This is a genomic window from Salibacterium qingdaonense, from assembly GCF_900114715.1.
GTDB classification, from domain to species: Bacteria; Bacillota; Bacilli; order Bacillales; family Marinococcaceae; genus Salibacterium; species Salibacterium qingdaonense.
Window position 1 is genome coordinate 17105 of the sequence record NZ_FOTY01000028.1, and the last position, 14225, is coordinate 31329.

11 protein-coding genes and 2 rRNA genes are annotated in these 14225 nt (G+C 46.1%); 7 read left to right on the forward strand and 6 right to left on the reverse strand.

All coding sequences use genetic code 11. From position 1 onward, the window contains the following. Nucleotides 1-26: 26 nt before the first annotated feature. From BM058_RS15070 to BM058_RS15085, 4 genes are all read right to left on the reverse strand, one after another. Nucleotides 27-1364, reverse strand: coding sequence for a four-carbon acid sugar kinase family protein (locus BM058_RS15070; protein ID WP_090927991.1), 1338 nt, complete (start codon nt 1362-1364; stop codon nt 27-29). A gap of 620 nt (nt 1365-1984) precedes the next feature. Beyond that, nucleotides 1985-2593 (reverse strand): flavin reductase family protein, encoded by a 609-nt coding sequence (locus BM058_RS15075; RefSeq protein ID WP_090927993.1) that lies wholly within the window; start codon nt 2591-2593, stop codon nt 1985-1987. Between the two features lie 206 nt (nt 2594-2799). Next, nucleotides 2800-3102, reverse strand: a complete 303-nt coding sequence (locus BM058_RS15080) for a hypothetical protein (RefSeq protein ID WP_090927995.1) — start codon at nt 3100-3102, stop codon at nt 2800-2802. Nucleotides 3103-3244: 142 nt separating this feature from the next. Further along, nucleotides 3245-4390 (reverse strand): helix-turn-helix transcriptional regulator, encoded by a 1146-nt coding sequence (locus tag BM058_RS15085; protein WP_090927996.1) that lies wholly within the window; start codon nt 4388-4390, stop codon nt 3245-3247. 362 nt (nt 4391-4752) lie between these two features. Between BM058_RS15085 and BM058_RS15090 the strand changes: the two genes are divergently transcribed. From BM058_RS15090 to rbsK, 7 genes are all read left to right on the forward strand, one after another. After that, nucleotides 4753-6969: a YcdB/YcdC domain-containing protein gene (locus BM058_RS15090; protein ID WP_177195584.1), complete on the forward strand. Its 2217-nt coding sequence runs from the start codon at nt 4753-4755 to the stop codon at nt 6967-6969. A 624-nt stretch (nt 6970-7593) separates the two neighbouring features. Then, nucleotides 7594-8511, forward strand: a complete 918-nt coding sequence (locus BM058_RS15095; protein WP_090928001.1) for a dihydrodipicolinate synthase family protein — start codon at nt 7594-7596, stop codon at nt 8509-8511. 55 nt (nt 8512-8566) lie between these two features. Continuing rightward, complete coding sequence (locus BM058_RS15100; protein WP_090928003.1) at nt 8567-9574, forward strand: LacI family DNA-binding transcriptional regulator; 1008 nt, start codon at nt 8567-8569, stop codon at nt 9572-9574. A 16-nt stretch (nt 9575-9590) separates the two neighbouring features. After that, complete coding sequence (locus tag BM058_RS15105) at nt 9591-10571, forward strand: tripartite tricarboxylate transporter substrate binding protein (RefSeq protein WP_090928005.1); 981 nt, start codon at nt 9591-9593, stop codon at nt 10569-10571. 45 nt (nt 10572-10616) lie between these two features. Further along, a complete protein-coding gene (locus BM058_RS15110; protein WP_245737036.1) occupies nt 10617-11018 on the forward strand; it encodes a tripartite tricarboxylate transporter TctB family protein in 402 nt (133 codons plus the stop codon). 15 nt (nt 11019-11033) lie between these two features. Further along, a complete protein-coding gene (locus BM058_RS15115; RefSeq protein ID WP_090928009.1) occupies nt 11034-12536 on the forward strand; it encodes a tripartite tricarboxylate transporter permease in 1503 nt (500 codons plus the stop codon). Further along, nucleotides 12517-13395, forward strand: a complete 879-nt coding sequence (gene rbsK, locus BM058_RS15120; RefSeq protein ID WP_281244704.1) for a ribokinase — start codon at nt 12517-12519, stop codon at nt 13393-13395. The genes BM058_RS15115 and rbsK overlap by 20 nt, the downstream gene beginning before the upstream one ends. A gap of 339 nt (nt 13396-13734) precedes the next feature. Here rbsK and rrf read toward each other — a convergent pair. Together rrf and BM058_RS15130 are read right to left on the reverse strand one after the other, a co-directional pair. Beyond that, nucleotides 13735-13851, reverse strand: a 5S ribosomal RNA gene (rrf, locus tag BM058_RS15125). Between the two features lie 96 nt (nt 13852-13947). Beyond that, a 23S ribosomal RNA gene (locus BM058_RS15130) occupies nt 13948-14225 on the reverse strand; the annotation flags it as partial.

Genomic DNA, 14225 nt, shown 5'->3' on the forward strand with positions numbered 1-14225 from the left:
TCTTCCACCTCTTTACGTGTTGTCTCTTATTTTCCACCTGCGTGGAAAACATTTTCAAAGAACGCTTCCCCTCCGAGCTGTCCGCTTTTCAGTGCAATCTCCAAACCATTAAAACGTTCGTGCTCAGAGTAGGCATGGCATAACGGCGCACCAGGTGCGGTGGATTCAAGTACTTCCAGACCATATATTCCCAGATTCGATGTGACAAAGCCGGATGTATCACCGCCCGAAATCACGAGCCTGCGCAGAGATGATTGTTCCATAATCTGCTTTGTCCACTCTCCCAACCTTTTTCCGAGGTAAATGCCCATGTCTTCCTCTGCAATTCCTTCGTTTTGCAGGTGGGCTCTGGTCTTTTCGATCGCTTCATCGGAGGGACCTTTCGCTGTGTACAATACAACTTTCTTCTTCTGCTCCAGAAGAGTCAGGATGTGTTGGATGAAGGAACTCGGTGTTTCCTCGGACGTGAGCAGTTCATAAGGAACCTGCTCTAAATGAAACCCTGCCTCTTCCGCCTGTTCGAGCTGATTCTTCGTCACATCAGATACGCTGCCTGACACGACCAGCATTTGTTTAATATCCTGCGCTTGTGTTGTCTGCTCGTACACTTTTGTCTTTCCTTCAGCTTTCCATTTGGCAGCCATGGCAAATTCAATACCGGAAGATCCGATCATGAACTGAGGTTCAGCCTGTCTGGACGCCCACATTATATCTGCAAACCAATTCATATGCTTTTCTTCCAGGGCATCGAAAATAGTGATATCTTCTGTGTCTTCCAGAACAGAAGGATAGGGTGCCTCGTTTTCCATATCCAGTACCGTCTTATAGCCAATCGACTGACTCGTCTGCTTCTGCAGATGCCTGCCAAGATCCGCTTCATCCATCGGTGTCACAGGATGTTTTGACATGACAGGGTGCTCGTCAAGACGGAAAACGTTCCCGTGAAAACTTGCAAAATGATTGCCAAATATCGTGTAACGACCCAAATCCGGTGTCCCAACCAAGAGGGGGTAGGTCGCCCCTTTAAAATACCGCCGCGACAGTTCACTGACAAAACCGATGCTCCCAACTTCGGGTGAAGAATCAAAGGTGGAGCATATTTTATAATGAACGAAATACGGTTGGACGGCCTGAAACAAATCCCACACCGGAGTCAGCTCCTTCTCCATACCGGCGGGATTTTTTGCCCTCGCTGTACCAGCGACACCAATGCACTGTACGCCGTCAAATTTGTTCAACATATCTTCTGTCGGCACATTCAGAAATAGTATCGTTCGAAGACCGAAGCGGTACAGCGCTTCCATTGCATCGGTAGAGCCAGTGAAATCGTCCCCATAAAACGCAAGAAGAACACGATTATTCATCTATTCAAACCCCTTTGCTTTTGAAATCTAACTTAGATCTAAGTTGTATCTAAAATAAATCTATCAAAAAATTATGAACAAATCAATAATAGTTTTGTTTTTTATACAACGAATAGGAAAAGCCCCGCGGAGCTTTTATCTAAAAAGTAAGAGTAGTAACGATAAGGAGCATTAATTGGTGCGAGATCTATGGAACAGAAATAGTGATGATATTACACGTGTGTTCTTGTGGATGATAGAATCAACGATTGTGCTTCCAACACCACCTCTATGCCAAATAGTCTCGAAGCGGTGTCTTCACGGGACCTTCTGCGGAATGAACGCATACCTTTTACCTTCGCTCGTAAGTATGCTTTTTTGGCATGTATTTGAGTGGATTCGGCATGTAAATCCGTTTATTTCGCCGGTACCGGCGGGTTCGGCTTGTATTACAGTGCATTCGGCTCGTAAAGCATGCAGTTTGGCATGTATTCGACAAAAGTCGGCAGGTAACGTCCAGCACACCGACCGCATCCCCGCAGCAGCACACCATGATATACAGAAAAATCCGGACAGTACCCAGTGCCCTGCATCGCACATCGGATACTTGTCCGGATATTTACGTTCAAAATGTTCCACTTTTATAAAAAGAAACGCTGTGTCAATCCGGCATAATCACCGGCAAGGCGGGCCAGCGGTTTCAACTGATCGATATCAATTCTATAATGGCCGGCGTAGGCCTTGGTTTCAACGTGGACCCGCTGCGCGCGGCCGAGGACCAGGTGATCTGTTCCTACCGGAATCACCTGGTCCAGGACACATTCAAACGAAATCGGTGCTTCCTGCACCATTGGGATATCTATCGATTCAGACAAATGCGGAGTCACTCCCGCTTCTCTAAATTCATCCACGTCCGGCGCGGCATTCCCGGATGAGGTTTTCATCTCCTCTCCAAGTTCAAGGGAAACGATATTGATGACAAATTCACCGCGTTCCTGAATATTGGTGAGCGTATCTTTTACAGTCCCTTCTCTTTCCTTTACGCCTGGACCAATGGAAATGGCAAGCGTCGGCGGCTGTCTGGAAGCCACCGTGAAAAAGCTGAACGGCGCCAGATTCAAAACACCGTCCCCACTCTTGGACGACACCCATGCGATAGGGCGCGGCACCACTGACCCCGTCATGAGTTTATAAAAATCCTGGATTTCTTCGACCGCCGGGTCAAAGGTTTCAGCGCGGCTGCCTGGCATAAAGATGCAGCTCCTTTCCTCTTTTTACACGTTTCCTTTCATTCCCTGTTTCTGTCCGGCAGAAACCCAATCACCCTTAAAGGATAAGGCTTCTCGTCTGTTTCCCGGAACACATAAGCGGCAGATCCATCAACTAATAAACTCTTTTAACAGCATCCTTGAAAAAACGGAGTCCGGGGAAATGTCCCGGACTCCGCTGTCTCACACTATATTTCTACGCATTCATCCAGTGATGTAGAAAGGCTCAGATGTTCCTCGTCTTTCTTTACATACATCGTTGTTGCAACTGGAGCTTCCGCCACTGGAATCTGGTATCCTTTGCAACGCTCCGGATCCTGCTGACTGCGTAGGACATACTGCTTGTTATCATTCATGAAAAATTCAAACACTTCCATATTGCTTTCAAAGGGGTCGACGGCAATAATATGTAGAACACAATCCACCAATTCTTTGTTTTCGGCGGCCTCAAGACGTTCGCTCAGGTGAACGGGGAAATAAGGTGTAATCATAAAACATTTCCTTTCTATCTCATTTTTCTTATTATTCAGATTTTTACTTAATTTTACCACAATGGCACACTCAATATTACATCCATTTTCAATTATTTGTATGGTAATTCCATCAGGTATTTGGCATTTCTGTGATTTAGATTCAATGAAATGGATGATTGGGAGGGTGATGCTTCCGGTACTGAAGCGGAGTCTGCCCTGTGATTCGTTTAAACACCTTGGTGAAATAAGTCTGATCATTAAAACAAAGCAGCACCGCGATTTCAGATAGCGGCATGTCCGAGTAAATCATCCACCGCTTCGCTTCTTTCACTTTCACCTCCGCAATGTATCTCTTCAGCGACGTTCCGCTTTCTTTTTTAAAAACAGTAGAGACGTGTCCGGGAGATAGGTTCATGTGATCGGCAATTGATTTCACATCCAGGGGTTCCTGCAAATGATGCCGGATGAAATCACGAATCTGCCGGATAAATGGGCTGTGCGGTTTACTCCGCTCTCTTTGAATCATATCGTCGAAGGACGTCATGATGTGCCGGCGCAGTGCTTTTAATTGGGAGACGGTTTCTGTATGGTTAATTGAATGAAAAAAGCTCCCGGTGAACAACAAAGCTTCCGATGCCTCCATACCAACCGCAATCAAGGCCCTTGTCATCACAACACAGGTGACGTATAACTTATTTGTCATATGCATATGAATGTCCTCAGCCCCAAATGTTATATCCGGAGCCTCCTCCAACGCTCTCAGCATGTCACCGCTCTCCGGATCCTCGCTCCTGATATCATCTATTATTGCTTTTTCGGAGGAAGAGGATGTCCCGGGCAGTCTGTCATTATGTTCTCTCTTTAGAGGTTCGGAATGCAGTAAAGAATAATGCCGCATCATGCTGGTCATCATCGACTGCACAAAATAATGCTTGGATACAAACAAAGCAGCTGTAGTAGAGTCCCGCTCGACAGTCTCAAGATCGATGAGACCCTGGGCCGGTTGGGAATCTTGTGTCCGGTACGGCCCGGCCATGATGAACCCATCTATCGCCGGCACCCACATAGAAAGGTAATACCAATCTTGTGCCTTCTCATAGAAATAACACACCTCCGCGTTCAACCGGCTGTATAAAAACAGGTACATGGCCTTGTCTTCTTTTTGAACTGGTGTTCCGCAAGGGGAAACGGCACTGGATGAAGTATTGTACGTCTGTGAAAAGAATCCAACATTCATTCCGGTCATTTCAGCTATAATTTGTATCAATTCTCGTATCTTCGTTTGACCTGCTTTCGATTGTGTCAACGAGGCACCCCTCTCCTGCTGTGAATAGAATCAGTTGAATGGCTGACATTCATATGTAATTTTTGTCCTATTATATATTGCCTAGTAAACTTTTGTTGTGTTTTCTAATGAAATATCAAAAAAATCATAGATTTCTACCAAAAAAATGCCCATAAGCAACAACCGTAGTCAGGCGGTATAATGGGAATGAGAAACTCCTGGATTAACCAACCCACCCTAAAGGCTGCATTCCCCACTTGCCGTATAAAACAAAAAAGTCATAGACTAAAGCAATGACACGTACTGTGTTTTAACGGGAGCACTGTTATTTAACGGAAAAATCTGATATCATGATGGCGTATACAAGAATGGGAGGGTATTGGATGAATTATAGGAAAATAGGAATAGTTTCATTGTCGACGGCATTGGCCATAGGTTCCTTTACTGCGAGCGTATCAGCAGAGGAAGCAGCCACGAAACAGACCGAAGCCGAAGGGGAGCAGATGGTGGAGATAAGTTCTGCCGACGTCGATTTCACGAAGGAAGATTTAATCAATCGTTTCAATGAATTGTTTCCTTCCAGATTTGATTCTCTTGAGAACAGCGATTTCCGCATGAGCCATCTCCGCGGACCTGGAAGCGAGGAGGATGTCCTGACCCATCATTTAAGTTTTGATAGAGAAACCACTGACGGTAAACGGGTGTATGGAAATGTACGGTTTATCGGAGAAGAGCTGCAGCTGCAGAGTTTTACCTATCAGCCCGGCAATGTTCAAGATGCACTGTATCCGGCTGAGGTGACACAGGAAGAAGCAGAGGCCGTTGCCCGCGAATTTGTGAATAATACCGCATCCGGGGACTATACGTTAAGTGAACAACAACGTCCAACTATCACGGCGGGGAACCAAACGCTGACGGATCCTGTAGAATATCAATTTACATTCCAGCGTATGAAAAATGGCATTCCGGTACAACATCAGACGATTCGCGCAGCGGTACTCGGAAACGGCGAGCTGTCCAGTTACAGTCATGGTACATACCAGCAGCAGTCCGCTTCCTATGAAGAGCAGGAAAATATCCTGGCAGAAGAAGAAGCGGAAACTTCCATGAAAGAGAACCTGGACCTGCGCCTGCAGTATGCTGTTCAGCATGATTATCAAACGGATGAGCAGGACGTCAGCCTGGTGTACGTTCCTTCTCCCACCATTCAGGGAATTCATGCAAAAACCGGGGAATGGAGCATAAACAACTCCTTCGTTTCCGAACTGCCGGAAGAGGAGCAGCTGCAACGTCTCCGCGAAGAGCCTCTTGAAGAAGAGTCGGCTCCTGTGTCGCGCGAGGACGTGAAACAAATGGCAAAGGATTTATTAACTGTTTCAGGTGATGCCGAATTAAATATCCGTTCTATCCAGGAAACAACACGAAACGGCGTCGACGTGTTTTCTCTCCGGTATATGATACAGCGCGGCAGCTCCGGCCATGGTACTAACTTTGTTGTGGAAAAAGAAACCGGCGATATTGTCGATTTTAGAAACGTGGATTACAGCGAGCGCTCACCGGAGGAAAACTTAACGAAGGAAGAAGCGTTGGAAGCCGCGGTGGAAGCAGCAGAAACCTACGGCAGTTCCTTTATTCACGAGTTTGCATATCCTGTTGACAATGAAAGCAGCTCACCTCTTAACAGCGAAGGGACGTACCGCTTTTCTTTTCCACAGGTGAAAAACGGCCTTCCTGTACAGGGCAGCTCGTTAAGCATCACGGTGTCCGCGGAAGATGGGGAACTCGTTTCATTTAACAATCGGCGCAACGGTGATATTACAAATTGGCCGGACCCTGAAAATGCAGTGGATAAAGAAACAGCTCTGGAAGACTATAAGAATGAGCTGAATGCAGACTTATCTTATGCCTCTCATGCCGAGCAGGGAGATACCGATACGTACCATCTCGTCTATCAGCCTTCGTATCAATCGAACGGTCTTTATTATGATGCGGCAGCCGGTGAATGGACGGAATCGCAGCTCACTCAAAATGAATCGCCGGCCGAAGAAGTCGTCACGGACCACTGGGCAGCAGATCAGATCAATTATATGGTACAGTCCGGCATCCTTTCCACCGATGAGGAAAAAGAACTGAAACCAAATGAAGCCGTGTCCAAAGGCACCGCCCTGGAAATGTTGATGAAGTCCATGGAAAATTTCTATCCAGGCAATCCAAATGAAGAACAAACAGCAACATTTGAAAATATTCAGCCGGACCATTCTTCCTTCCAGGTCGTGGAGCAGGCCGTCGAGTCAGGGGTTATCAATGCGGAGAACAACACCTTCCCCGTTGACGAAACCCTGACCCGCGAAGAACTTGCCGTCTGGATTGTCCGGGTATTGAATCTGGAGCAAGCCGCCAAGCACAAAGACATTTACAATCTTCCATTTGAAGATGCAAGCGGGATTTCAGAGAAATACGCCGGGCACGTCGCTCTTGCCCATGCCGAGGGTATCCTGCAGGGAAGCGACGGCCGGTTCAACCCGGACGATGACGTAACCCTGGCTCATTTAGCAGTCACCTGCTTCCGCCTCGCGGAAAAACAACCGAATAACCAGTAAACAAAAAGCTGTCCCCGGAAAAAGAAACCCGGGGACAGCTTTTTGAATGTAAGGAGATTAAATAATCGTGAACCAGGGTTGAAGTACCAGCATGTACCGCTTGATAGGGAAAGTTGAAGAATACGCCCATTTAGCAGAACAGAGTTGCTTTTCAAACCTCCGATGAGATGCCATCCACGTTCTTGAATGTAGGCCATAAAAGATGCGGAAGCATACCAGCTGTCTTCCAGTACATAAACGCCCCGCGTGCTCCTATCATCGTCGTAACCACCGATGAGCATAAACAGGTTTTCCTTGTTTGTGATCAAAGGGATAGGAAGCTCCTTTGAATATGAAATTTCAGAGTTTAGATATAACGTCATTTATAAAACAGTACCTCCACTAGTTAAGAGATACATCTAAAACATTAAAGCTGACGGAAGCTACCTTTATTCTTTTATATTCATTACTCATAGATTTCTTTATAAATTTATTTTAACAAAGTGTTGAATTGTAAGCGCATTCTAATTATAATTTATATTGAAACGTTTCATCAAAAATTTAAAATAAAGCTTTTTAAAATCTTTGTTCTCTTGTTTTATGAAGGTTTTAGTGGTGAATCGTTTCAACATTGGAGGTGCTTACATGAAAAAACTTTATGGAGTAACATCAGCGATGGTAACACCGATGCTCGAAGACGAGCGTATCGACAGACAGGGTCTCGAGCAGCTGACAACGTTTTTGATCGACAAAGGAGTGGACTGCCTTTTCCCTCTTGGAACAACCGGAGAGATGTTCAAATTATCTATTCAAGAGCGGAAAGAAGCAGCGGAAACCGTGATTCAAGCTGCAGACAAGCGTGTTAACATTTTTATTCACGCAGGCGCGATGAATACCAAAGATACCCTTGAGCTGGCGGATCACGCCTATCAATCCGGAGCGGACGGCATTGGAGTCGTTTCCCCTGCTTTTTTCAACGCGGGCGATGAAGAAATCATCGAGTATTATCAGACCATCTCCGCCGCCCTGCCTGGAAACTTTCCAATCTACCTTTACAACATCCCGCAGCTGTCGGGAAACGATCTGTCTGTCGACGTTGTAAAAGAACTGGCGGAACATTGCGGGAATATTGTCGGACTCAAGTACAGTTATCCCGATTTTCCAAGGCTCAGTGATTATCTGCATGCCACACCGGAAGATTTCTCGATTCTTACCGGAGCCGACGGATTATCTCTGCCTGCACTGGCCATGGGATGTGACGGAGTTGTATCCGGCGTCTCCGGCATATTTCCCGAGCCGTTCGTGGAACTATACGACAAATACCAGAAATACAACCTCGAAGAAGCAAGACAAACGCAGCGCGCAGCCGGTGAAATCATTAAAATCCTGCAGGCCGGAGCGAATATGTCCTACTTCAAAAAAGCGCTGGATTACAGAGGTCTCCGGGGCGGCTTTATGAGAAGTCCTCAAAAAACTATACCGCCTGAACAAGAAAAAGCGGCAAGAGAACACATAGACACGTGGCTGCAGAAATACCACTACACCCTTTCATTTGATAAATAAAAGCTTCCGTGTTTTATATAGAAGAAGAGAACAATAGATACACGGAGGTATACCCATGAGGAAAGTAACGATTAAGGATGTAGCTGAACATGCGGGAGTTTCGGTAGGGACCGCTTCGAAAGTAATGAATGACAAAGGGTATGTCAGCAAAGCCTCCCACGACGCTGTAATGAAAGCCACCATGGAGCTGGGTTACAGCGTAAACGCCAATGCCAGAAGTCTTAAAACATCGAAATCCAATAAAATAGCCGTACTGACTTCCGACATTTCCAACCCCTACCTTATGTCTATTGCTAAAGAAGTGGAAGAAATGATCCGCTCCCTGGATTCCCACATGGTGCTGTTAAGTCACAACGATAATCCCGAAACAGAGAGATCATCGCTCAACATCATCATAGAACAGCAGGTGGATGCTCTTGTGATTATACCGACCGGACAGAACGGAGATCTTATAGAAAAAATAAAAAATACCAATACTCCTGTGATCGCTATCGACCGGGAAGTGGATGAGGTGGAAACCGATTTAATTGTCGATGACAATTTTTTCGGTTCTTATGAAAGTATCAAATACCTGCATTCACTGGGACATGAAAACATCGGTGTTATTTACGGCCATGAAAAAAATTCTATAGGACGGGACCGCTTATATGGAGCGATGGAGGCTATCAAAGACGGAAACATTAACGACGATCCCTCTTTTCTGCACGAAGCGGACTTCAGAGAAGATCTCGCTTACCGGGCGGCGATTGAACTATTGATGCAGCCAGTCCCTCCTACCGCTATCTACTGCTGTAACAACACTATGACTAAGGGTGTCTTGAAAGCACTGAAAGATCAAGAAATCCGTGTTCCTGAAGATATCTCCCTTATCGCGTTCGGTGACAACGAGCAGTGGGAACTGATGGAACCAGCTTTGACATTAATGACCCAACCTATGAAACGGATTGGTATTGAAGCATCTATTTTACTGAAAAACCGCTTGAAATTCACCGAAGAATATCCAAAGCAGAAAAAAGTAATGAAACCTTCTTTAATTGAAGGAGATTCCTGCAAATCCATTTAAAAAGGAGTAGTCTTATATGTTTAAAAAGGTAAGCGTCTTCATTATTGTCTCTTTTGCATTGCTGCTAAGTGCGTGTGGCAGTTCAGGATCATCGTCGGAAGAGAATGCCTCGAATTATCCTGAAAATCAAATCGAAGTCATCGTTCCGTTTTCCTCCGGTGGGGCTTCTGATCTGGTATCACGTACGGTTGCCTCGGAGATGGAAAATGACCTCGATGTTCCTTTGACAATAACTAATCAAACCGGCGGATCAGGTGCTACAGGTATGCTCAGTCTAAAAAACGCTCAGGCGGACGGTTACACCATCGGCTATGTTCCCGTTGAAATGTCCATGCTGGACAGCCTGGAGCTGGCCGATATCACACCAAGTGATTACGAATTCATCGGCCAGTTAATGACCATTCCTTCCGCGATCACGGTACCTGCCGATGCGCCTTATGACACCATTGAAGAGTTTGTCTCGTATGCAGAAGAAAATCCCGGTGAGATACAAATCGGCAACTCCGGAACTGGATCCATCTGGCATATCGCTGCCGCCGCATTCGCCGAGGAAGCAGGAATTGATGTGGAATATGTCCCATATGACGGTGCTTCACCAGCCGTTACCGCTCTGATGGGCGGACATATTTCAGCCGTTTCTGTAAGCCCTTCTGAAGTACGAGGAGGTGTTGAAAGCGGTGATTTGAAAGTTCTAGGTGTCATGGGAGAAGAACGCGACCCTGAACTGCCGGATGTTCCAACCATGCAGGAAGCAGGATATGATGTTTCGGTTGCAGGCTGGGGAGGATTCGTCGCTCCAGAAGGCACACCCGAAGAGGTGCTTGAACCGTTGCGTTCTTCTTTTAAAAACGCGGCGGAAAGTGAAGAATTCCAACAGCTGATGGATGACAGGGGTATGATTCCCGCTTATAAAAATGGGAAAGAATTCAGTTCCTACGCAGAGGAACAGTATGACTATTTCAGTGAGTTAATTCCTACTATTGAAATCAATCAATAAGACACGAATAAAGGGGATACGACAATGAAAAATCTCCGAATGATTATGAACGCGTTCGTATTGATAGTATGCAGCTACCTGTTTTGGGAAACCTTCCAGTTTAATACGAACTTCAATGCGCAAGGATTGGGGCCGGCTTTCTTTCCGAGAGCTACCCTTCTTTGCATCGCTTTTTTAAATATTGTGGAAATCGTGTCAGCTTTCAAGTCCAAGCAGCCACAAGAGCAGCATTCAATAATGAGTAAGCAGCTGCTGTTGTTTATTACAGCCATTCTTTGTTTCGTTGGATTGTTCAACAGCCTCCCTTTTCTGTTGGTTGCCATCGTAACGTTATTTCTGATGAGTCTTATTTTGAAGTTAAAACTTGTATCGTCCCTCGTGTTTTCCGTAACCATAAGTCTGGCTGTGTATTTGATATTCACTCAAGGCTTTAACATCATCTTGTAAAGGAGGCCTAATGCCATGGGCGTTGTGACTGATTTATTTCAAATCGGTACCATCTTTTTCATCCTGCTTGGCAGTGTCCTCGGTCTGTTCATCGGTGCTTTACCGGGGTTAACAGCGACGATGGGAATTGCCATATTAACTCCATTGACGTTCTGGCTGCCACCTGAGCAGGGGCTTGCCATGTTAATTTCTATCTATTGCACAGGGCTTTTTGCAAGCGGTATTCCCGCTATATTGATTAACACTCCCGGTACTCCCGCATCCATGGCTACTACGTTTGATGGCTACCCTCTTACAAAACAGGGGAAAGCAGGCGTAGCCTTGGGAGTGAATGCTATTTATTCAGGGCTGGGTGGTCTGATCAGTACCATCTTCCTTATTTTATTGGCACAGCCGATATCCACATTTGCATTAAGTTTTGGTGCGGCCGAATATTTTGCACTCTCCATTTTCGGACTTTCGATGATGATAGGTATATCAGGAAAGTCCGTAAAGAAGGGCCTGCTCACGGGGTTTATCGGCTTATTTTTAGCAACTATAGGGTTGGATCCTATTGTCAGCACTCCGCGTTTCACCTTTGACCAAAGCGCCCTTTATGAAGGGATTTCTTTTATACCCATTATGATTGGTTTATTCGGCGTCGGTGAAATTTTTGATCAGATATTAAAAAAACAGGAAACGGTGAACGCCGTTCAACAAAAAATCGGAAGAGTTTTACCAAGTCGTCAAGAACACCGGGAAATGGCAAAACCTTTCGCGATGTCTTCTATACTATCTACGTTTATAGGAGCTATACCTGGAGCGGGCGGAGATATCGCATCGATTGTGACATGGGAACAGAGTAAAAGATTCGCCAAACCAGACAAAAAGAGAGAATTCAATAATGGGTCCCTAAGCGGACTGGCGGCTACATGTACAGCCAATAACGGCGTCATAGGCGGAGCGTTCACAACAATGCTGACACTCGGTCTGCCGGGAGATGCAGTGACCGCTATATTAATAGGTTCACTTATGATGTATGGACTACAGCCAGGTCCGAATCTTTTTGTTGAAAATCCAGATATTGTGACAACAATTTTTGGACTGTTATTGATATCAAATGTCGTTGTCATCATTGTCGGACTGTTTGGAGCCCATATCTTTTCCAGAATCATGAGATTGAAACAGGAGTATATCTGGACAGCCGTTATCTTGTTTAGTGTGGTTGGTTCTTACGCGCTTAACAATACCATTTTTGATGTATGGGTCATGTTCGTCAGCGGACTGGTCGGACTTTTGTTCCGAAGACTCGATTATCCTCTTGGTCCCTTAATTCTCGGATTGATTCTAGGTCCGATGGCGGAATCGAACTTTCGACGAGCATTAGTAATCGGCGGGGAGACATCTTATTCTGTGTTCTTCACCAATCCTATATCTTTGATTCTTTTAAGCTTGGCTGTTCTAACCTTATTCAGTCCACTTATAAAAAGACTGCTGATTATTCTAAGACAAAAAGGTGGTGACAATCATCAAACCTAAGATTACAGTCATTGGGAGTATTAACATGGATGTAGTGACAGATACGGAACGGCTACCCTCCCAGGGAGAAACCTTACTCGGAACAGACTATTTCATGACCCCGGGGGGCAAAGGTGCCAATCAGGCTGTCGCCGCGTCACGTCTGGGTGGGGATGTTTCGTTCATAGGAAAAGTAGGAAATGATGTGTTCGGAGACAGATTGATGACTAATCTGCAGCAGAACGGCGTGAACACAGGGGGAATCGAAAGCAGCGAAACCTTCTCCTCCGGTATGGCCAATGTTCTGTTAAAGAACAGGGACAACAGAATTATTGTCGTTCCGGGGGCCAATAATCAAGTGACAGCGGACTATGCGGAGCATTATAGACATATTCTCAAAGAAAGCGATATCGTGCTTGCCCAATTGGAAATCCCGCTTTCCACCATCGAATGGTGTGCGGCATTCTGCCATGAGCACGACATCCCATTTATTCTTAATCCCGCACCTGCCCAGCCGCTGCCAGAAACCTTGCTCAAACACAGCACATACATTACTCCCAATGAAGAAGAGTATACAAAAATAAATACTCCCTCGGTGGAAAAAGACTACGGAGAAACATTTATTACAACCTTGGGCGCCCGCGGGGTGAGATATAGAAATATAACAGTGTCCGCACCGCAGGTAAAAGCCATCGATACAACTGGAGCTGGAGACACCTTCAACGGCGCATTATCATATTATCTGGCCGCTGGATACAATATAGAAAATGCTCTCTATCTCTCGAACACCGCCGCCTCCTTTGCCGTGGAGCAGTCAGGGGCCCAGGCCGGCATGCCATCATTCCAGCAGGTGCAGGAACGTGCGTATCATGCTGATTAAAAGCAGACACCTTAGTGTCTGATATTACAAACCAATGGGGTAAACCGCTGCCAGATAGGAAGTGGTTTTCCCTTTTTTTGTAAGCGTCAAATAATCATGGCCATGTAGTTTCGGGGCCTAAACCTCACACGACTGTTTGCATTTTCTGCAGGAAATCAGACGAGCACGGACGTGGAAACTGCAACCGTTTCTTTACCAACTTCTTAAAGGAAAAATCCGTATGGCAAACTAAGACGGGGAGCCGTCATTGCGAACACAGATCCGTAACGGGCGGCAGCGGAACAGGGGCATCCAATAAAAAAAGAACCGCCGGATAAAATATCCGACCGTCCTTTGGGTGCCTGGCGGCGTCCTACTTTCACAAAGGGTTGCCCCTTCATTATCATCGGCGCTGGAGAGCTTAACTTCCGTGTTCGGCATGGGAACGGGTGGGACCTCTCCGCCGTCGCCACCAGACCTGGCGCCCGTGAGCGGGCTTTTTGTTGGGCAGGGAACGATGTTCCCTCAAAACGACATAACGATTGCTTGAGCCTTGAATCGAACCACCATCTTCAGGATAAGCCCTCGACCGATTAGTATCTGTCAGCTGCACGTGTCACCACGCTTCCACCTCAGACCTATCAACCTGATCATCTCTCAGGGGTCTTACTCACTTCATGTGATGGGAAATCTCATCTTGAGGTGGGCTTCATGCTTAGATGCTTTCAGCACTTATCCCTTCCACACGTAGCTACCCAGCGATGCTCCTGGCGGAACAACTGGTACACCAGCGGTGTGTCCATCCCGGTCCTCTCGTACTAAGGACAGCTCCTCTCAAATTTCCTGCGCCC

What these genes read in the sequence shown, in the direction of transcription:
- BM058_RS15070 (WP_090927991.1), bottom strand. Translation starts at nt 1,364, where the DNA reads ATGAATAATCGTGTTCTTCTTGCGTTTTATGGGGACGATTTCACTGGC.
- BM058_RS15075 (WP_090927993.1), bottom strand. Translation starts at nt 2,593, where the DNA reads ATGCCAGGCAGCCGCGCTGAAACCTTTGACCCGGCGGTCGAAGAAATC.
- BM058_RS15080 (WP_090927995.1), bottom strand. Translation starts at nt 3,102, where the DNA reads ATGATTACACCTTATTTCCCCGTTCACCTGAGCGAACGTCTTGAGGCC.
- BM058_RS15090 (WP_177195584.1), top strand. Translation starts at nt 4,753, where the DNA reads ATGAATTATAGGAAAATAGGAATAGTTTCATTGTCGACGGCATTGGCC.
- BM058_RS15095 (WP_090928001.1), top strand. Translation starts at nt 7,594, where the DNA reads ATGAAAAAACTTTATGGAGTAACATCAGCGATGGTAACACCGATGCTC.
- BM058_RS15100 (WP_090928003.1), top strand. Translation starts at nt 8,567, where the DNA reads ATGAGGAAAGTAACGATTAAGGATGTAGCTGAACATGCGGGAGTTTCG.
- BM058_RS15105 (WP_090928005.1), top strand. Translation starts at nt 9,591, where the DNA reads ATGTTTAAAAAGGTAAGCGTCTTCATTATTGTCTCTTTTGCATTGCTG.
- BM058_RS15110 (WP_245737036.1), top strand. Translation starts at nt 10,617, where the DNA reads ATGAACGCGTTCGTATTGATAGTATGCAGCTACCTGTTTTGGGAAACC.
- BM058_RS15115 (WP_090928009.1), top strand. Translation starts at nt 11,034, where the DNA reads ATGGGCGTTGTGACTGATTTATTTCAAATCGGTACCATCTTTTTCATC.